Genomic DNA, 18971 nt, shown 5'->3' with positions numbered 1-18971 from the left:
TCAGGCTCCTATCATCCAGACGGTGATCATCGCCGTCACGATAAATGTCGCAGTGGCCGCCAGCGAACGCCGCGACAGCCTCGCCAACCCGCACACCCCGTGCCCGCTGGTACAGCCGGAGGCGTAGCGCGTGCCGATGCCCACCAACAGCCCGGCAACGATCAGCCGCGGCCACGAAGCCGCAATCTCAATCTCCGGCAGCGGCGCGGCCAGTCGGTACAGCAGCGGTGACAGGACCATGCCGATCAAAAAGGCCAGCCGCCAGCCTTTATCCCTGGTTGCCCGCGTCAATAGGCTGCCCATGATGCCGCTGATACCGGCGACGCGGCCGCAAAACAGCAACAGCATCCAGACGGCGCCGCCGATCAGCAGGCCGCCGAAAAAGCTCTGCAGCGGCGTAAAGTGCGCGATATCAATCGTCATGATGCTTCTCCTCTTCATTCGCTGCCGGGCAATACAGCTGATACAGCGTCGTCAGCAGCACCAGCACATCCGGCGAGGCGATACGATAGAAAATCTGTTTGCCGGCGCGGCGGGTAGCCACCAGCTGTTTACGCCGCAGGACGCCCAGCTGTTGCGACAGCGTAGGTTGGGTAATGCCCAGCGCGGTTTCCATTTCCCCTACCGACGCCTCGCCCTGGCTGAGATGGCACAGCAGCAGCAGGCGATCTTCATTGGCGATGGATTTGAGGATCTCTGCCGTCCTGGCGGCGGCAGCGCGCATTTGTTGTTGATTTATCGGAGTCATTGTCAGGTGCACCGCAATATCATTCAATATACATATTTATATAATATAAAGTTGCATATTGATGTCAATCGGATCGGCGTGTTGGGTGATGACGCAAATAGGTGGAACACGATGCCGGGCGATGGCACCCGGCATCAGCAAGCGGCATTAACCGTTGGTCAGTTTCGCTTTGGTTGGCGTGGCGGTAAAGCTGACGTCGCTACAGCTGAAGAAGGTTTCCCGCGCCGGATCGATGCGCTCCCACTGTACATACAGCAAGGTATGTTGACTGTTTACCCGATCTTGCGGAATTTCCACCTCGATCTGATAAACGCCACCGTCAGTACCCGGCGGAACAATCACCTCGGTGACCTTCAGCGGTTCCAATGCGTCCCAGCTCAGCTTCTGCGTGGTTGGGTCAAACTCTTTTTTGGCGATATAAATATCCCACTTGCTGGGCTCATGGATCTTGGTGGCGTCATAGTACAGCGTCGCCTTGCCGTCTTTAACCGTGACGCTGGACACCTGCCAATCTTTATGCGGCTGGTCGATGCCTTCAAACTTGGCGATCCCGGCGGAGCACAGATGCCCGTCAGGCACTTTATCCGCTGGCGAGCCGGTGCCTTCCAGGTTTTGTGAGTAGGCCGGCCATTCGGTGAACATCTGTCGACGCTCCCAGATCGGGATGCTGTCCTGTTTAAACAGGAAGGCGGCGCGGCAGGCGGCGTTCGGAATTTTAGAGCCGTCGTCGGGGTAGTTATAACCGCCGTCATTCTCGCAGACCACCTGACGCGCTTTGGGGATCAGCGTAGCGCCATGTTTCGGGCCGATGCTTTGTTGGGCTTCCTGCCCCGCTTGTTGCTTGGCTTCCTCAGCCTGCGCGGACAAGGAACAGGTTAACGCCAGCAGAGCACATAATGACAGGGTCTTGGTGTGGTTACTCATCGGGTACTTTCCTTATGCGAACGTTCCAGCCTTCAGGCAATGAAGGCTGACCTTGATACGGCGGGGTTAATAACTGCCCCGCCACCTACAAAAATCCGCATGGTGTTGAAGTAATGAATAACAGCAAAGTCGGGCAAGGAATATGACAGTTTCGTGACGCCAGATTACTGTAGGCCAGGCCCCGGGAACGCGCAAACTTGCTTCGGTGAACCAATTATTAGATGAGTAACGGTTAACAAACGGCGCCGGTAAAAAATTCAGAGCTTTCTGTCTGTGCGGCAATGACGGCGTTCGATATGCCTTTTGCTGGTTTAGCCGGCGGTTAATTAATAACTTTTTGCTCTATGCGCACGCAGGTTATCCCGCCGTAAAAACCCTTATTATTTATCCTGGAAACGGCTAGCGATAAAATAAATGTGGTTTATAAATAATCGCTTAGCGTTTGCCACCGTCGTCGCAGGCATCTTCTTCTTCTACATAATGATAAAAATTCCTTTACAAGACAGTATGTTGCAAAAAAGTAACAGCCCGCCCTCTTGTTAAACCCGTCGCGATTCTGTTATGGCGCCCACTTCCGGCCATTAAATCAACAACATATTGATTCATATAGGGAAAATCTAAACAAAATTAAACAAAATAAATGATTGAGCCACAGGTTAAAAAACAATATATTGGGCGCGCTTTTAGGTAGAGCAAATCATTTGTTAATTCAATTTATTCAATCAGGGGTTGCCAATAACCCTGGTTGTAGGAGTGATATGATGACGGATAAAGTCCGTATTGATACTTTAGGTGCCGATTCATTTAATGGAAACAACGAAGCCTATTTGGCCAGACAGGCCGAATTTGAATCAAACGTTAGGAGTTACCCTCGTAAATTGCCATTAGCGATTGCGAAGGCTCAGGGTGTCTGGCTGACCGATGTTGAAAACAAACAATATCTGGATTGCCTGGCCGGCGCCGGTACGTTGGCGCTGGGTCATAATCATCCTGATGTCCTGCAGAGCATCCAAAATGTCATTACCAGCGGCTTGCCGTTACATACGCTCGATCTGACCACGCCGTTAAAAGACGGTTTCTCCGCCCACCTGCTCTCTTTACTGCCGGGCCAGGGGAAAGAGTACTGCCTGCAGTTCTGCGGCCCGTCCGGCGCTGACGCGGTGGAAGCCGCGCTGAAACTGGCGAAGAAGCACACTGGCCGCAGCGCCGTGATCAGCTTCTCCGGCGGTTACCACGGTATGACCCACGGCGCGCTGTCGGTCACCGGCAACCTGTCGCCGAAAGAAGCCATCAACGGCATGATGCCGGAAGTGCAGTTTATGCCTTACCCGCATGAATACCGCTGCCCGCTGGGTATCGGCGGCGAAGCCGGCGTCAAGGCGCTGAGCTACTACTTCGAAAACCTGATTAACGATGTCGAAAGCGGCGTACGCAAACCGGCAGCGGTGATCCTGGAAGCCGTTCAGGGTGAAGGCGGCGTCAACCCTGCCCCGGTCGAATGGCTGCAGCGCATCCGTAAGGTGACGCAGGAGCACGGCATTCTGCTGATCGTCGACGAAGTGCAGGCTGGCTTTGCCCGTACCGGTAAATTCTTCGCCTTCGAGCACGCCGGTATCGAGCCGGACATCATCGTGATGTCGAAAGCGGTCGGCGGCGGTCTGCCGCTGGCGGTGCTGGGCATCAAGAAGCAGTTCGACGCCTGGGAGCCTGGCCACCACACCGGCACCTTCCGCGGCAACCAGCTGGCAATGGCCACCGGCCTGACCACGCTGAAGTACCTGCAGGAAAACAACATTGCCGATAAAGTCGCCGCACAGGGCGAATGGCTGAAAGGCAAACTGGCTGAACTGCAGCAGCGTTACCCGGTTATCGGCCACGTGCGCGGCCTGGGTCTGATGCTCGGCATCGAGATCGTCAAGCCGCACGAAGCGCCGGATCACATGGGCAGCTACCCTGCCGACGGCGAGCTGTCCGCGCTGCTGCAGAAAAAATGCTTTGAAGGCGGCCTGATTCTGGAGCGCGGCGGCCGTCACGGTAGCGTGCTGCGTCTGTTGCCTTCCCTGCTGATCAGCAATGAAGAGCTGGGCGTGTTCCTGGATAAATTTGAAAATGCTCTGTTGAGCGCGGGCGTCAAGCCTGTCTGAGTGGAGTTGAACGTCATGTCCAAACCAAACCCGATTCTGGCCGGTTCAACGCAGAGCATTGAAGCCTACCAGCAGGCGATCGCCCAGAGCAGCGAGGCGGTGGCGCAGTGGCTGCAGCAGCCTGAAATGTATCAGGGTAAAACCGTGGCCGAACTGCGCGAACGCATTCAGCTGGACTTCAATCCGCAGGGCCTGGGCAACCAGGCGGCGATTGAACGTGCGGTGGAATACTTCCTGCAGGACAGCCTGGCGGTGCACCATCCGCAGTGCGTGGCGCACCTGCACTGCCCGAGCCTGGTCGTCAGCCAGGCCGCCGAGGTGCTGATTAACGCCACCAACCAGAGCATGGACTCCTGGGACCAGAGCCCGTCTGCCACCATCATCGAGATGAAGCTGATCGAGTGGCTGCGCGAGCGCGTGGGTTACCAGGCCGGCGACGCCGGCGTGTTCACCAGCGGCGGCACCCAGAGCAACCTGATGGGGCTGATGCTGGCGCGCGACGCCTTCTTCGCCCGCCAGGGACATTCTGTGCAGCAGGACGGCCTGATCGGCGACCTGCGTAAAATCAAGGTGTTCTGCTCTGCCAATGCCCACTTCTCGGTGCAGAAGAACATGGCGCTGCTGGGCTTCGGCTATCAGTGCGTCACGCAGGTGAAGACCGACGAGTACGCGCGCATGGATCTGAACGATCTGGCGGAAAAAGTGGCGCAGGCGCACGCCAACGGCGAACAGATTATGGCGATTGTCGCTACCGCCGGCACCACCGACGCCGGGGCGATCGACCCGCTGCGCGATATCGCGCAGATTGCGGCGCAGCACCAGATCTGGCTGCACGTCGATGCCGCCTGGGGCGGCGCGCTGCTGCTGTCTGAGCAGTACCGCCACTATCTGGACGGTATTGAACTGGTGGACTCCATCACCCTGGACTTCCACAAGCAGTTCTTCCAGACCATCAGCTGCGGTGCGTTCCTGCTGAAAGAGGCGCGTCACTATGAGCTGATGCGCTATCAGGCGGCCTATCTGAACTCCGAGTTCGACGAAGCGCAGGGCGTGCCGAACCTGGTGTCCAAATCGCTGCAGACCACCCGCCGTTTTGACGCGTTGAAACTGTGGATGGGGCTGGAAGCGCTGGGACAGAAGCAGTATGCCGAGATTATCGATCACGGCATTACCCTGTCGCAGCAGGTGGCGGAATACGTCAGCGCGCAGCCGACGCTGGAACTGGTGATGCAGCCGCAGCTGGCCAGCGTGCTGTTCCGCTCGCGCCCGGCGCAGCAGACGGACGACGCCGCGGTGGCGTTGCTGAACCAGCGCATCGGCGATAACCTGCTGGAATCCGGCCAGGCCAACGTCGGCGTGACCGAGTTTAACGGCGTCACCTGCCTGAAGCTGACGCTGCTGAACCCGACGGTCACGCTGGACGACGTCAAGCGTCTGCTGGACCTGGTGGACAGCGCCGCGCAGGGCCTGGCGAACGCCTAACCGCTCCGCCGTCACGGCTAAGCCGGTAACCTGCGGGTTGCCGGCTTTTTTTATGCCTCACTTCTCATCGTGCTGCGCATTGCGCGCCAGATTCTGCTCCATTTCATCCAGCGCCGCCTGGTTATCCAACCCCCACTGATACATCTGCTCAATCGGCTGCGCCAGCGTGCGCCCCAGCGGGGTCAGCGAGTATTCCACCTTCGGCGGCACCACCTGATACACCTTACGGGCAATCAGCCCGCGCAGCTCCAGCTCACGCAGCGTCTGGAACAGCATCTTCTTGGAGATCCCCTGCAGGCTGCGCTGCAGCTCGCCGGTGCGTGCGCCCGGCTGCGGCCAATGCCACAGCGCATGCAGCACCATAGTGCTCCACTTGACGGCAAACAGCGACATCAGCCGGCGCGGCGCCGAGTCGGCATAAAAATAGACTTTCCCATCGATCCAATCCGGCATGTCACACTCCTGAACTTCATGGTTACCAAATGGTGACTACTATCAATAAAGGAACCTTTTGTCTATAGTCTGCCGCCCTAGCGCTGTAGCCTCTACGGCTGCGGGCAGACCAGATAACTGAAGGTGACACGATGAAAATTAACGCTATCGCGGCCAGCCACGCCGACCGCCCGTTGGCTCCCGTCCAGATCGCGCTGCGTGATGTGCAGCCGCAAGACGTCAGCATTGAGATTCTGTACTGCGGGGTGTGCCATTCCGATTTGCATATGGCGCGTAACGAATGGGGCGTCAGCAACTACCCGCTGGTGCCGGGCCATGAGATTGTCGGCCGGGTGCGGGCCACCGGCGCGGCGGTAACCCGTTTTCAGCCGGGCGACCTGGTGGGCGTCGGCGTGATGGTGGACTCCTGCGGCGACTGCCACTTCTGCCGCCAGCAGGAAGAGCAGTACTGTGAAAGCGGCTTTGTGCCGACCTATAACGGCACCGACAGATACACCGGCAGGCTGACCACCGGCGGCTACGCCGAGCAAATCGTGGTGGACCAGCATTTTGTGGTCTCGGTGCCGCAAAACCTGCCGTTGCACGCGGTAGCGCCGCTGCTGTGCGCCGGCGTGACCGTCTGGTCGCCGTTGCAGCATCTGAAGCTGCAGCCGGGCGCCAGGGTCGGCGTGATCGGCCTCGGCGGCCTGGGACATATGGCGGTGAAACTGGCCAGCGCGCTGGGGGCGGAAGTCACGCTGTTCACCACCTCGCCGGAAAAAGGCGCCGATGCACGGCGTCTGGGCGCCAGCCAGGTGGTGGTGTCTAAAGATGCCGGGCAGATGGCCGCCCAACAGCACTCGCTGGACATCATCCTCGACTGCGTGGCTGCGCCGCACCAGCTCGATCCCTACCTGGCCTGCCTGAAAACCAACGGCCATCTGGTGCTGGTCGGCATTCCAGACAGTCCGCACCCGCCGACGGACGTCACGCCGATGGTGTTCCGCCGCCTGAGCATTACCGGCACCTCCATCGGCAGCATTGCGGAAACGCAGGCGATGCTCGATTTCTGCGGCCGCCACAATATCACCGCCGACGTAGAGCTGATTGCGGCCGATGAGGTGGAAACGGCGTTCAGCCGCATGCTGCAGGGCGATGTAAAATACCGTTTTGTTATCGATATGCAGCGCGCCCGCTGGGATCAATAACGTTTATCTTGCGGCCCGCCTTAATTGGCGGGCCGATTGTTGTCGACAAATGAAATACGCGTCATACCTATTTCTTATTATTAATTCAGCGTGAGATAAAGATTATTGCCTGACGCCAGTTGCAGCAGGAAATGTTATTAATTTTGACGCAGCGCACAATTGGCGGCATTTCTGTGAACTGCATCATTGTTAATTAACTGGTCATATCAGTTTAAAACCATGAGCGATATCACGAAAAACAACTTCGGGTTCTTTATTGGCCGGCTGCGGGTAGCACTGATTATCCCCCACGTGTTGCCATTGAGTTTCAGTCATTTAAAATCAACTAATTACGTAAAAGCCTTTGTGGTGGAAACATCTTTTTAACCAGCGGATTATGCCATTGATTCAGCCAATCATCCCACCGTCGGCGGGATTTACCAGCATTCCGTCCGCCAAAGAAATAAATAAAACCTATGCGGCCATAATTATTTCCTTGGCCCTATTGAATCAGGCTGATTTAGCGTCCATTGCAATCACAACAGAAAAAAACCAATAATTACCACGCTGAAACAGAAATTATTTTCTCACGCTTTCTCTTATCTTCAAAGCATCCCATGTGCCTTTCCCCCGCTGACTATTTACCGGGGAGCAGACCGGCGCCGCTGTTGTCCGGCGCTAAGGAGAACGCAGATGAAGTTAGAGGATCCCCGTCTGTTTCGTCATTTCGCCTGGATTAACGGCGAGTGGTGCCACAGTGAATCCGGCGCTGAATGGCCGGTGCATAACCCGGCCGATAACAGCCTGCTGGGCTATATCCCGCTGCTGGAGCCGGCGCAGATCGACCGGGCGGTGGATGCCGCCGAGCAGGCATTCGCCCGCTGGCGTCAGGTGCGCGCCGACCGGCGTGCGGCGCTGCTGATGGCCTGGTATCAGCAGCTGTTGGCGCACCGCGACGATCTGGCCACCCTGCTGGTTTATGAGCAGGGCAAACCGCGCCGCGAGGCCGAAGGCGAAGTGGACTACGCCGCCGGCTTTATCCGCTGGTTTGCCGAAGAGGCGGTGCGGATCAACGGCGAAACGCTTGCCGTGCATATCGACGGCACCCTGCCGGGCACGTTGAAAGAGCCGGTAGGCGTCTGCGCGCTCATTACCCCCTGGAACTTCCCGCTGGCGATGATCACCCGCAAGGCGGCCGCGGCGCTGGCCGCCGGCTGCAGCGTGCTGGTGAAACCCGCCAATGAAACGCCCTTTTCCGCGCTGGCGCTGGCCGAACTGGCGGAACGCGCCGGGCTGCCGAGCGGCGTGTTTAACGTTATCACCGGCGACCCGCAGGCGGTCTGCGCTCAATTGTGTGAAGAACCGCGCGTGCGCGCCCTGTCGTTTACCGGCTCCACCCGGGTGGGCAAGCTGCTGCTGGCACAGTGCGCCGGCAGCGTGAAGCGCGTGTCGCTGGAGCTGGGCGGCAACGCGCCGTTCGTGGTGGCGCCGGATGTGAATATCGACGAAGCCGCAGCGGCGGCGATCGACGCTCGTTTCCAGACCAGCGGTCAGGACTGTCTGGCCGCCAACCGCATTATGGTGCATCAGCAGATTCACGAGGCGTTTATTGAGGCGTTCACCGCACGGCTGCGGGCGCTGAAGGTCGGCCCCGGCGACAGCCCGGACAGCGATATCGGCCCGTTGATCCACCGTCAGGCGGTCGACAAGGCGCAGGCTCTGGTGGATGACGCCCTGTCCCGCGGCGCGCGCCTGATCCACGGCGATCAGCGTCAGGCGCCCGGCGATAACTACTTTATGCCCACCTTGCTAATCGGCGTGACGCCGGCGATGCGGGTCTGGCAGGAGGAGAGCTTCGCGCCCATCGCCGCCGTGGCCGCCTGGCAGCACGATGATCAGGCGATCGCGCTGGCCAACGCCAGCGAATACGGGCTGGCCGCCTACCTGTGGACCCACGACCAGCGCCGGGTGTGGCGCTACATCCGCGAGCTGGAGTACGGCATGGTGGCGGTGAACAGCGTCAAAATGACCGGCGTCACCGTGCCCTTCGGCGGCATCAAGCAGTCCGGCCTGGGGCGCGAAGGCGGCCGCACCGGCATCGATGAATATCTCACTACCCGCTACTTCTGCCTTGGCGGATTGTCAGGCGAACCCACTCAGCCCTCAGTGACAGGAGAATGATCATGGAACAGCGCAACGATTTGATTTCCCGCGACCGTCAGGTGACGTTTCACGCCTCCACCCATCTGCGCGACTACGCGCACGGCGAGCTGCCGGGCCGGGTGATGACCGGCGGCAGCGGCATTATGGTGCGCGACGCCGACGGCAATCAGTTTATCGACGGCTTTGCCGGTCTGTACTGCGTCAATATCGGCTACGGCCGTGAGGAGATGGCCGAGGCCATCTATCGTCAGGCCAAAGAGCTGGCGTACTACCACACCTATGTCGGCCATACCAACGAACCGTTGATTGAGCTGTCGGAAAAAATCATCGCCAAGGCCGGGATGAACATGTCCAAAGTCTATTACGGCATGTCCGGCTCCGACGCCAACGAAACCCAGATCAAGCTGGTGCGCTACTACAACAATATCCTCGGCCGGCCGCAGAAAAAGAAAATCATCTCGCGCCAGCGCGGCTATCACGGCTCCAGCATCGCCGCCGGCTCCCTGACCGGCCTGGCGTCGTTTCACGACCATTTCGACCTGCCGATTGACGGCATACTGCATACCGATGCGCCCTACTACTACCAGCGGGCGCCGGAACTGGCGGGCATCAGCGAGCAGGCGTTCTCACGCCACTGCGCCGAACGGCTGGAGGCGCTGATCCTGGCGACCGGCCCGGACAGCGTGGCGGCGTTTATCGGCGAACCGGTGCTGGGCACCGGCGGCATCGTGCCGCCGCCGGAGGGTTACTGGCCGGCGATTCAGGCGGTGTTGGACAAGTACGACATCCTGCTGATTGCCGATGAGGTGGTCTGCGGTTTCGGCCGTACCGGCCGCGAGTTCGGCTCCCATACCTACGGGATGCGGCCGGATCTGATCACCATCGCCAAGGGGCTGACCAGCGCCTATCAGCCGCTGTCCGGGGTGATCGTCGGCGACAAGGTGTGGCGCGTGCTGGAACAGGGCACCTGCGAATACGGCCCGATCGGCCACGGCTGGACCTACTCCGGTCACCCGCTGGGAGCGGCGGCGGCGCTGGCCAACCTGCAGATTATCGAGCGGGAGAATCTGGTGCAGAACGCCGCCGACACCGGCGCCTACTTCCAGCAGCGCCTGCGCGACAGCTTTGCCGACCACCCGCTGGTCGGCGAGGTGCGCGGCGTGGGGCTGATGGCGGCGATCGAATTCTCCGTGGATAAACAGCGCTGCCGGCCGTTTGACCCGGCGCTGAAGGTCGGGCCGCGCGTATCGGCGGCGGCGCTGGACAACGGGCTGATCGCCCGCGCCATGCCGCAGGGGGATATTCTCGGCTTCGCGCCGCCGCTGGTGATAAACCGCGCCGAGGTGGATGAACTGGTCGATCGCGCGCTGCGGGCGGTGAACCGGATGGCCGACCAGCTTGCCGCCTCCGGCCAGCTGCGCTGACGGAAGGAGTGACGATGAACCCTGAACTTCCGGGCGGCGTGACGCTGGCGGATGTCTGGCAGGCGCGGCGACGCATCCGCGGCCAGGCGGACCACACGCCGCTGCGCTATTCGCCCTATCTGTCGCAGCGCTATCGCGCGCGGGTCTGGCTCAAGCTGGAGAACCTGCAGCCCACCGGCGCCTTTAAGCTGCGCGGCGCCAGCAACATGATCGCCGCCCTGCTGGAGCAGTACGGGCCGCAGCGGCTGCAGAGCGGCGTGATTACCGCCTCCACCGGCAATCACGGCCGGGCGGTGGCCTGGGCCGCCCGCGAGCTGGGCATTCCGGCCACCGTCTGTCTCTCCTCACTGGTGCCGGCCAATAAGGTGGCGGCCATCGAGGCGCTGGGCGCGGAGGTCTGCCGCTGCGGCGACAGCCAGGACGAAGCGTTTGAGACGGTGCATGAACGGGTGCAGAGCCGCGGCCAGGTGGCGATCCCGCCCTTCGACCACCCGCTGATTATCGCCGGTCAGGGTACGCTGGCGCTGGAGATCCTCGAGGCGCGGCCGCAGCTCGATATGGTGCTGGCGGGCCTGTCCGGCGGCGGCCTGCTGGGCGGCATCGGTCTGGTGATGAAGCAGCTCAGCCCGCGCACCGAGGTGGTCGGCGTCAGCCTCAGCGCCGGGGCCGCGATGTGGCATAGCCTGCAGGCGGGCAAACCGGTCAGCGTGGCGGAGACGCCGAGCCTGGCCGACTCGCTGGGCGGCGGCATCGGGCTGGATAACCGCCACACCCTGGCGCTGGTGCGCGCGACGATGGACAGCCACTACCAGGTGCCGGAGGCGGCCATCGCCCGGGCGATGGTCACCCTGCTGGAACAGGAAAAGATGTTGCTGGAAGGGGCCGCCGCCGTCGGGCTGGCGGCGATTGAACACCACCGGATCCCGATCGCAGGCAAGGAGGTGGCGCTGGTGCTGAGCGGCAACAACGTCGCGCTGGAAACCTTCGACCGGGCCAGACAGGAGCAGGCACAGGATGCAGATCTATAACCGACAGCAGATTAGCGCCGCGGTGCGGCTTGACGCCGACGCACTGGCGGCGGTCGAGGCGGGGTTTCGCGCCCTCGGCATGGGCAACGTGGTGCAGCCGCCGATCCTCTCGATGGCGCTGCCGGAGGTCAACGGCGAAGTGGACGTGAAGACCGCCTGGATCCGCGGCAGCGACAGTTTCGCCATCAAAATCAGCCCCGGCTTTTTTGATAACCCCCGGCGCGGGCTGCCCAGTCTTAACGGGCTGATGGTGGTGCTGAGCGCCGAAACCGGCATTCCGCGGGCGCTGCTGCTGGATGAGGGCTACCTCACCGCCATCCGCACCGCGCTGGCCGGCGCGCTGGCGGCCAGGTACCTCGCCCGGCGGGAGAGCCGCCGCGTCACGCTGATCGGCGCCGGCGAACAGGCGCGGCTGCAGCTGGCCGCCCTGCGGCTGCTGTTCCCGGTCGAGCGGGTGTCGGTCTGGGCGCGGCGTCCGGAGGCGGCGCAGCGGCTGGCCCGCGAGCTGGCGGAGGACGGGCTGCAGGCGGCGGGATACCCGCAGATCGGCGCCGCCTGCGCCGGCGCGGACATTATCGTCACCACCACGCCCTCCCGTGAGCCGCTGCTGTTTGCCGAGCACCTGACGCCCGGCGTACACGTCACCGCCATGGGATCCGACAGCCCGGAGAAACGGGAGGTGGATATCAGCGCCCTGCTGCACGCAGACCACGTGGTCTGCGACCTGCGCAGCCAGAGTGAGCGCAACGGCGAGCTGAAGGTATTTCAGGGGCGGCAGCCGCCCTTCACGGTGCATGAATTGGGCGCGTTAGTCGCCGGCGGTACGCCGCTGCGCCTGACGACGCAAGAGATCACCCTGTGCTGCCTGACCGGCACCGGGGTGCAGGACAGCGCCATCGCCGCTTTTGCCCTGGCGCAGTTAGAGCAGTCGCAGTAACCCCGCGCCCTGGGTACAGGGTAAACAGGCCGGCCTCTCCTCAGCCGGCCAGGGCTTCCACGCTTGCGATAAGTGATAAAACAGCATGTTGACGAAAACTTTGCCCTTCACACGCGAAGAGTACGACCAGCGGATCGCCAAAACCCGCGCCGCGATGGCGCAGCAAGGCATCGAGCTGTTGGTGGTCAGCGACCCTTCCAATATGGCCTGGCTGACCGGTTATGACGGTTGGTCATTTTACGTACATCAGTGCGTGCTGCTGGGGCTGGAGGACGATCCGGTGTGGTTCGGCCGCCTGCAGGACAGCAACGGCGCGCTGCGCACCTGCTGGATGGATGACGAACGGATTATCGGCTACCCGGAACGGCTGGTGCAGAATCCTGACGAACACCCGATGCGCTGGCTGGCCCGGGAGGTGCTGCCGATGTTCGGCTGGCGTCAGGCGCGCATCGGCGTGGAAATGGATAATTACTACTTCTCCGCCAAGGCATTTCTCAGCCTGCAGCTGGACTGCCCGCAGCAGGCGTTTATCGACGCCACGGCGCTGGTGAACTGGTGCCGGGCGGTCAAATCGCCGCGCGAGCTGGAATATATGCGCATCGCCGCGCGCATCGTCGGCAAGATGCATGAGCGCATCTACCAGATGGTGGAACCGGGGCTGCCGAAAAACATGTTGGTGGCGGAGATCCAGCGCTGCGCCATCGAGGGCTGGGTGGACGACAGCGGCGTGCGCTTCGGCGGCGACTATGCGGCGATCGTACCGCTGCTGCCGGGCGGCGCCGACGCCGCCGCTCCGCATCTCACCTGGGATGACCGGCCGTTCCGTCAGGGTGAAGGCACCTTCTTTGAAATCGCCGGCTGCTACCGCCACTATCACGCGCCGCTGTCGCGCACCATTTTCCTCGGCGACGCGCCGGACCACTTCCTGCGCGGCGAAGAAGCGCTGCTGTCCGGCATTGAGCTGGGGCTGGCCGCCGCCCGTCCCGGCAACAGCTGCGGCGACGTCGCCCGGGCGCTGGAGAGCGCCATGCGCCGCGCCGGCATCGATCGCGGCGGCGCGCGCTGCGGCTACCCGATCGGCATCAGCTACCCGCCGGACTGGGGCGAGCGCACCATGAGCCTGCGCGCCAGCGACGACACGCCGCTGCAGCCCGGCATGACCTTCCACTTTATGCCCGGCCTGTGGATGGACGACTGGGGGCTGGAAATCACCGAGAGCATCGTTATCACCGCACAGGGCGCTGAAGTGCTGTGCGACTATCCACGACGTCTGTTTGTTAAATAAGGAGCCAACAGCATGAGTCATGAAAAACCCAGCCCCGTGTATGCCGGGGTGGATTTCGGCCAGCCCGGCGTGCAGCACGGCTTCCTGAAGCTGCCCTGGTCCCACGATAACTCCGCCTGGGGCGCGGTGATGATCCCGGTGACGGTGATCAACGGCGCGCCGGGGCCGACGGCGCTGCTGACCGCCGGCAACCACGGCGATGAGTACGAAGGCATTATCGCCCTGCTGAAGCTGGCGAACACGCTGCAGGCCGAGGAGGTTCAGGGGCGGGTGATCATCGTGCCGATGATGAACGCGCCGGCGGTGCAGGCCGGCACGCGCACCTCTCCCATCGACGGCGGCAATCTTAACCGCAGCTTCCCCGGCGCGCCGGACGGCGGCGTCACCGCGCAGATTGCCGACTACTTTACCCGGGTGCTGGTGCCGATGTGCGACGTGGCGCTGGATCTGCACTCCGGCGGCCGCACGCTGGAGATTATGCCCTTCGCCGCGCTGCATGCGCTGGACGATGAGCGCCAGCAGGCCGACAACCTGGCCGCCGCGCAGGCCTTCGGCGCGCCGCTTACCGTGATGATGTATGAACTGGACGCCAGCCAGCTGTACGACACGGTGGTGGAAAGCCAGGGCAAAGGCTTTGTCACCACCGAGCTGGGCGGCGGCGGCACCACCACGCCGCAGCGTCAGCAGCTGGCGGAGCGCGGCGTGCGCAATTTTCTGGCCCATCACGGCGTGCTGACGCAGGCGCCGCAGCCCTGGGAGGGAGAAACGCAGCTGCTTGATATGCCTGATGCATCCTGTTATGTACAAAGCGAGCACTGCGGCATTCTGGAGTTTCTCTGTCCACTGGGCCAGCGCGTAAGCGCGGGTGAACGGCTGGCCCGCGTTTATGATCCCTCCCGCAGCGGCCAGCCGCCCGTGGAATACCGGGCGCAGCGCGACGGTATTCTGCTGGCGCGGCGCTTTCCGGCGCAGGTTGCGATGGGAGACACACTGGCCGTTATTGCCCGGGAGATCGTATCGCCATAGCGATAAACGGCCCCGGCGCGCCGGTCGCCATTAAGGATGTAATCACCGTATGAAACTCGATCGCTATGACCTGAAGATCCTCGACATTCTGAGCAAAGACGGCCGCATTACCAAGTCGCGGCTGGCGGAGTCGATAAACCTGTCCGTCAGCCCCTGCTGGGAGCGGGTAAAACGTCTGGAGCAGGCCGGACTGATCGAAGGGTATTACGCCAGGCTCAACGCCCGGGTGCTGATGAAGCGCCTGCCGATCTGGGTGTCGATCGAGCTTAACCAACATAACGCAGAGAGCTTTGCCCGTTTTGAAAAACGCGTGCTCAATACGCCAGAACTGACCGAATGTGTGGCAGTGGGCGGCGGCGTGGATTACTGGGCCAAATTCGAAACGCTGTCTATCGACGAGTATCAGCGTCTGATTGACAGCTGGCTGGATTCTGACCTGGGCATCGAACGCTATTTTACCTATATCGTCACCAAAAACGTGAAGTCCGTCGCGCCGCTGCAGAGCCTGCGCCGCGAAGGCGACATAGAGGTATAAACGCAGGGAATATGGGTAATGCCGTGGGCGGCGCTTCGTTCCCGCCGCCCCGCTCTCCAGATTAATCATGGAGAAAAATAATGAATAGCAACACAACACCTGCACCACAAAATCACGCAGACGCGGTACCCGATGTCACCATCATCGACAAATCCCTGGTGAAACGCGCCGTGGCGGCGGCCTCGCTGGGCAACGCCATGGAGTGGTTCGACTTCGGCATCTACGGCTATCTGGCCGTGACCCTGGGGATGGTGTTCTTTCCTGAGATCAGCCCCGGCGCCCAACTGCTCTCCACCTATGCCGCTTTTGCCGTCGCCTTTCTGATCCGCCCGCTCGGCGGCATGTTCTTCGGCCCGCTCGGCGACCGCATCGGCCGCAAACGGGTGCTGGCGCTGACCATGATTATGATGGCGCTCGGCACCTTCGCCATCGGGCTTATCCCGAGCTACGCCAGCATCGGCCTGTGGGCGCCAGTGCTGCTGATCATGGCGCGCGGCGTACAGGGCTTCTCCACCGGCGGCGAATACGGCGGCGCGGCCACCTTTATCGCCGAATACGCCCCGGACAGAAAGCGCGGCCGGCTGGGCAGCTGGCTGGAGGTCGGCACCCTGCTGGGACTGATCTTCTCCGCCGCGCTGGTCACCACCATGACCCTGCTGCTGGGCAATGAGGCGATGCGCGAATGGGGCTGGCGGGTGCCGTTTCTGATCGGCGGTCCGCTGGGGCTGATCGGCGTCTGGCTGCGCCTGCGGCTGGAAGAGACCCCGGCCTTCGCCAAGCATATGGAAAACAGCGCGCCGCCGCCGGGGATGCGCCAGCAGTGGCAGGAGATCGTCACCCATCATCTGCGCGCTTTCCTGCTGTGCATCGGCATGGTGTTTATCCTGAATCTGGCCGATTACATGCTGCTGACCTGGATGCCCGGCTACCTGAACGTGGTGCTGGGGCTGAGCGAACTGGCGGGGCTGACCATCGTAGTGGCGGCGATGCTGTGCATGATGGTGGTGCTGCCGTTTATGGGGGCGCTGTCCGATAAAATCGGCCGCAAGCCGCTGTGGACCATCGGCTGCGTCGGCTTTCTGCTGCTGACGCTGCCCTGCTTTTACGCGCTGGGCAGCCAGAACCTGGCGCTGACCTTTATCGGCATGCTGGTGATGGGATTGCTGTTGACCTGTTTTCTCAGCACCGTGGCCTCCACGCTGCCGGCGCTGTTCCCCACTGCGGTGCGCTACGGCGGGCTGGCGATCGCCTATAACCTCTCCACCTCACTGTTCGGCGGCACCGCGCCGCTGCTCAGCGCCTGGCTGGTCAACGTCACCGGCAACCCGCTGGCGCCGGCCGGCTACCTGATGTTCGGCGCCCTGGTGGGGCTGATTGCGGTGCGGATGAGCAAAGAGAGCGCCTGTCAGCCGCTGGAAGGCTCGCCGCCGGCCATCGAATCCCGCGCCGAGATTATGGATCACCTGTATCGCCATCAGCGCCGCAAGCGTCTGCGTCTTTCAGCCCTGTCCAGCGACGGCTGAGGATAAAAAAACGCCGTCCGGCTGATGCTGCCGGACGGCGCTCGCAGTTTGGCCGGGTTAGCGGGCGGCGCTGACGCGCCAGACGCTGTCGCCGGCGTCATCGGCAATCACCACGCCGCCCTGCTTATCCATCGCCAGGCCGACCGGCAGGCCGCGCACCTGCTTCTGGTCGTCGGTCAGGAAGCCGGTGACCACCGGCTGCGGCTGGCCGACCGGTTTGCCGTTTTCAAACTTCACCCACACCACCTGATAGCCGTTGAGCGGCGTGCGGTTCCAGCTGCCGTGCTCGCTGACAAACGCCCCGCCGCGGTACTGCGGCATATTGTCGCCGGTGTAGAACAGCAGCCCCAGCGGCGCAACGTGCGAACTGAGCGCATAGTCCGGCTTGATCGCCTTCTCCACCAGATCCGGCCGCGGCGGCTGCGCGCGCGGATCGACATGCTGGCCGAAGTAGCTGTACGGCCAGCCGTAGAAGCCGTTTTCCTGCACCGAGGTCATATAGTCCGGCACCAGATCGGAGCCGATCTCATCGCGCTCGTTGACGATAGCCCACAGTTTGCCGCTCTGCGGCTCCCACTGCAGCCCGGTCGGATTACGCAGGCCGGCGGCATAGATACGGCTGGCGCCGCTGGCGGCGTCAACCTCCAGCACCGCCGCGCGCCGATACTCGGCGCCGATGCCGTTTTCCGTGATGTTGCTGTTGGAACCGACCCCGACATACAGCTTGCTGCCGTCCGGGCTGGCGAGCAGCGCTTTGGTCCAGTGGTGATTCAGCGGCCCGCCCGGCAGTTCGGTCACTTCAACCCCCGGTTCGCGGATCTCGGTCTGTCCCTCCTGGTAAGGGAACTTCACCAGGCTGTCGGCATTGGCCACCCACAGCGTGTTGCCGATCAACTGGATGCCGAACGGCGAGCGCAGGTTTTCGATAAAGGTATGTTTTTGCCACTGGCCGTTAACGTTGCGCAGCAGCGTAATGCGGTTGCCGCCCGCGCCGCCTTTGCCGGAGGCTTTCTGCACGATGCCCATAATCAGCTGCTTCGGCCGCGTGGTGGGCTTGGCCGGCGCGTTGGATTCGGCCACCAGAATATCGTTGTTCGGCAGCACGTAAACCTGGCGCGGATGCATCAGGCCATCGGCGATTTTCTCAATCTTCAGCCCTTCCGCCACCTTCGGCTGCTCACCCTGCCGCCAGGCGGCGCCTTCCGGCACCTGCATCGGCGGCATCAGGAAGTTTTTCGCCTGCGGCAGCTCCGGGTCCGGGCCAATCTGTTTCTGCGGATCCAGCTGCGCGCCATTATCGCACCCGGCCAGCAGTGCGCTGAGGATGGCGGCGGTCAGGACGGTATTGAATTTTTTCATGGTCGGCTTCTCCTTAAGCGGCGCGTTGACGTAACGCAAATTGCACATTGCCCAACAGCAGCAGGATCACCACCAGGGTCGAGAGCGTAACGCCCAGCGGCACCACCGCATAGGCGTCGCGGCTGTGAATAAAGGCGTTGACGATCGCCAGCACGATCGCCAGCAGATTCAGCCAGAAGTGCAGCGTGGCCCCGCGCTCGCGCGCGCTTTTGCTGAACCAGACCTGCCCCAGATTAATCAGCCGGGGAATAATGGCGATCACCAGCCCGAAGGCGATCAGCCAGCTGGCGGCGTGGGTCCACATCAGGACAAAGGTTTTGAGGTAAATAATGTCGAAAATCCAGGCGGCGACAAAGAATCCGAGCGGAATCGGGTTCAGCAGTTCATACAGCGCCACGGCAAGCGTCGATTTTCCCGAGGTATTGTGGTGGATATTCATGTCCGTCTCCTAAACGCATCCAAAGGTAGGCATAACGACCAACGTACAGCCGCGCCTGTAATAGATTAGTAAAGATGATGAAAGACGCGGACAAGGCGGATAAAAAAAACGCAGAAGAAAACAACGAAAAAAACAGGGGTAATCGATTTTAGAATCCTCTGAGCGCACGGATATATTGTTGCAGAAAAACTAAGGATATATTTCACCGGCGCGGCAATAGCCATAAATAACGTGCGCTATTTGGTGGTAAATACGCCATGCGGCGCTACGCCGCGATAGCGAAGCATGAATTGTTCAGCAGGCGCACCGCAGTGCCTCAGGCCGCATGATTGCTG

17 protein-coding genes are annotated in these 18971 nt (G+C 61.8%); 11 read left to right on the top strand and 6 right to left on the bottom strand.

All coding sequences use genetic code 11. The features are described 5' to 3' along the window. From I6G83_RS18705 to I6G83_RS18695, 3 genes are all read right to left on the bottom strand, one after another. Complete coding sequence (locus I6G83_RS18705; protein ID WP_054305693.1) at positions 1-423, bottom strand: YeeE/YedE family protein; 423 nt, start codon at positions 421-423, stop codon at positions 1-3. After that, the gene (locus I6G83_RS18700; protein ID WP_072186099.1) at positions 413-748 is read right to left on the bottom strand and encodes an ArsR/SmtB family transcription factor; all 336 of its coding nucleotides are present in this window, start codon (positions 746-748) and stop codon (positions 413-415) included. Before I6G83_RS18700 ends, I6G83_RS18705 begins: the two co-directional genes overlap by 11 nt. 147 nt (positions 749-895) lie before the next feature. Next, positions 896-1672 carry a lytic polysaccharide monooxygenase auxiliary activity family 9 protein gene (locus tag I6G83_RS18695; protein WP_082394649.1) on the bottom strand — a complete coding sequence of 259 codons (777 nt, stop codon included), beginning with the start codon at positions 1670-1672 and terminating at the stop codon, positions 896-898. Between the two features lie 758 nt (positions 1673-2430). Here I6G83_RS18695 and I6G83_RS18690 point away from each other — a divergent pair. Beyond that, a complete protein-coding gene (locus I6G83_RS18690; protein WP_174545387.1) occupies positions 2431-3816 on the top strand; it encodes a diaminobutyrate--2-oxoglutarate transaminase in 1386 nt (461 codons plus the stop codon). A gap of 15 nt (positions 3817-3831) precedes the next feature. After that, a complete protein-coding gene (locus I6G83_RS18685; RefSeq protein WP_062778922.1) occupies positions 3832-5298 on the top strand; it encodes a pyridoxal phosphate-dependent decarboxylase family protein in 1467 nt (488 codons plus the stop codon). A 57-nt stretch (positions 5299-5355) separates the two neighbouring features. On the opposite strand, the gene I6G83_RS18680 is transcribed toward I6G83_RS18685, so the two are convergent. Then, the gene (locus tag I6G83_RS18680; RefSeq protein WP_054307792.1) at positions 5356-5751 is read right to left on the bottom strand and encodes a winged helix-turn-helix transcriptional regulator; all 396 of its coding nucleotides are present in this window, start codon (positions 5749-5751) and stop codon (positions 5356-5358) included. A 131-nt stretch (positions 5752-5882) separates the two neighbouring features. Here I6G83_RS18680 and I6G83_RS18675 point away from each other — a divergent pair, with 131 nt between their 5' ends. The 9 genes from I6G83_RS18675 to I6G83_RS18635 all read left to right on the top strand — a co-directional run bounded on the left by I6G83_RS18675 (position 5883) and on the right by I6G83_RS18635 (position 16838). Further along, on the top strand, positions 5883-6938 hold the full coding sequence (locus tag I6G83_RS18675; protein ID WP_054307791.1) for an NAD(P)-dependent alcohol dehydrogenase: 1056 nt from the start codon (positions 5883-5885) through the stop codon (positions 6936-6938). Between the two features lie 672 nt (positions 6939-7610). Next, positions 7611-9098, top strand: coding sequence for an NAD-dependent succinate-semialdehyde dehydrogenase (locus I6G83_RS18670; protein ID WP_054307790.1), 1488 nt, complete (start codon positions 7611-7613; stop codon positions 9096-9098). A 2-nt stretch (positions 9099-9100) separates the two neighbouring features. Continuing rightward, the gene (locus tag I6G83_RS18665; RefSeq protein ID WP_054307789.1) at positions 9101-10504 is read left to right on the top strand and encodes an aminotransferase; all 1404 of its coding nucleotides are present in this window, start codon (positions 9101-9103) and stop codon (positions 10502-10504) included. 14 nt (positions 10505-10518) lie between these two features. Next, on the top strand, positions 10519-11532 hold the full coding sequence (gene eutB / locus I6G83_RS18660) for a hydroxyectoine utilization dehydratase EutB (protein WP_054307788.1): 1014 nt from the start codon (positions 10519-10521) through the stop codon (positions 11530-11532). Then, positions 11519-12469 carry a cyclodeaminase gene (locus I6G83_RS18655; protein ID WP_062778925.1) on the top strand — a complete coding sequence of 317 codons (951 nt, stop codon included), beginning with the start codon at positions 11519-11521 and terminating at the stop codon, positions 12467-12469. The genes eutB and I6G83_RS18655 overlap by 14 nt, the downstream gene beginning before the upstream one ends. An 85-nt stretch (positions 12470-12554) precedes the next feature. Then, positions 12555-13754 carry an ectoine hydrolase DoeA gene (doeA, locus tag I6G83_RS18650; protein ID WP_054305393.1) on the top strand — a complete coding sequence of 400 codons (1200 nt, stop codon included), beginning with the start codon at positions 12555-12557 and terminating at the stop codon, positions 13752-13754. A gap of 12 nt (positions 13755-13766) precedes the next feature. After that, complete coding sequence (doeB, locus tag I6G83_RS18645; RefSeq protein WP_015672390.1) at positions 13767-14780, top strand: N(2)-acetyl-L-2,4-diaminobutanoate deacetylase DoeB; 1014 nt, start codon at positions 13767-13769, stop codon at positions 14778-14780. A gap of 49 nt (positions 14781-14829) precedes the next feature. Then, entirely contained in the window at positions 14830-15315 is a 486-nt protein-coding gene (locus I6G83_RS18640; protein WP_015672389.1) for an Lrp/AsnC family transcriptional regulator, read from the top strand. Positions 15316-15395: 80 nt separating this feature from the next. After that, entirely contained in the window at positions 15396-16838 is a 1443-nt protein-coding gene (locus I6G83_RS18635) for an MFS transporter (protein WP_054305392.1), read from the top strand. Positions 16839-16895: 57 nt separating this feature from the next. Here the strand turns inward: I6G83_RS18635 and I6G83_RS18630 are convergent, their stop codons facing one another. After that, positions 16896-18197, bottom strand: coding sequence for a PQQ-dependent sugar dehydrogenase (locus I6G83_RS18630; protein ID WP_054305391.1), 1302 nt, complete (start codon positions 18195-18197; stop codon positions 16896-16898). 13 nt (positions 18198-18210) lie between these two features. After that, positions 18211-18630 (bottom strand): DUF2231 domain-containing protein, encoded by a 420-nt coding sequence (locus I6G83_RS18625; protein ID WP_371851003.1) that lies wholly within the window; start codon positions 18628-18630, stop codon positions 18211-18213. Between the last annotated feature and the right edge of the window lie 341 nt (positions 18631-18971).

It is taken from the genome of Serratia rubidaea (genome assembly GCF_016026735.1).
Classification (GTDB): domain Bacteria; phylum Pseudomonadota; class Gammaproteobacteria; order Enterobacterales; family Enterobacteriaceae; genus Serratia_B; species Serratia_B rubidaea.
This window is presented reverse-complemented; position numbering and strand designations above follow the sequence as displayed.

Bases quoted from the DNA above. Each gene is read 5' to 3' on its own strand.
- I6G83_RS18705 (WP_054305693.1), bottom strand. From the start codon at position 423: ATGACGATTGATATCGCGCACTTTACGCCGCTGCAGAGCTTTTTCGGC.
- I6G83_RS18700 (WP_072186099.1), bottom strand. From the start codon at position 748: ATGACTCCGATAAATCAACAACAAATGCGCGCTGCCGCCGCCAGGACG.
- I6G83_RS18695 (WP_082394649.1), bottom strand. From the start codon at position 1,672: ATGAGTAACCACACCAAGACCCTGTCATTATGTGCTCTGCTGGCGTTA.
- I6G83_RS18690 (WP_174545387.1), top strand. From the start codon at position 2,431: ATGATGACGGATAAAGTCCGTATTGATACTTTAGGTGCCGATTCATTT.
- I6G83_RS18685 (WP_062778922.1), top strand. From the start codon at position 3,832: ATGTCCAAACCAAACCCGATTCTGGCCGGTTCAACGCAGAGCATTGAA.
- I6G83_RS18680 (WP_054307792.1), bottom strand. From the start codon at position 5,751: ATGCCGGATTGGATCGATGGGAAAGTCTATTTTTATGCCGACTCGGCG.
- I6G83_RS18675 (WP_054307791.1), top strand. From the start codon at position 5,883: ATGAAAATTAACGCTATCGCGGCCAGCCACGCCGACCGCCCGTTGGCT.
- I6G83_RS18670 (WP_054307790.1), top strand. From the start codon at position 7,611: ATGAAGTTAGAGGATCCCCGTCTGTTTCGTCATTTCGCCTGGATTAAC.
- I6G83_RS18665 (WP_054307789.1), top strand. From the start codon at position 9,101: ATGGAACAGCGCAACGATTTGATTTCCCGCGACCGTCAGGTGACGTTT.
- eutB (WP_054307788.1), top strand. From the start codon at position 10,519: ATGAACCCTGAACTTCCGGGCGGCGTGACGCTGGCGGATGTCTGGCAG.
- I6G83_RS18655 (WP_062778925.1), top strand. From the start codon at position 11,519: ATGCAGATCTATAACCGACAGCAGATTAGCGCCGCGGTGCGGCTTGAC.
- doeA (WP_054305393.1), top strand. From the start codon at position 12,555: ATGTTGACGAAAACTTTGCCCTTCACACGCGAAGAGTACGACCAGCGG.
- doeB (WP_015672390.1), top strand. From the start codon at position 13,767: ATGAGTCATGAAAAACCCAGCCCCGTGTATGCCGGGGTGGATTTCGGC.
- I6G83_RS18640 (WP_015672389.1), top strand. From the start codon at position 14,830: ATGAAACTCGATCGCTATGACCTGAAGATCCTCGACATTCTGAGCAAA.
- I6G83_RS18635 (WP_054305392.1), top strand. From the start codon at position 15,396: ATGAATAGCAACACAACACCTGCACCACAAAATCACGCAGACGCGGTA.
- I6G83_RS18630 (WP_054305391.1), bottom strand. From the start codon at position 18,197: ATGAAAAAATTCAATACCGTCCTGACCGCCGCCATCCTCAGCGCACTG.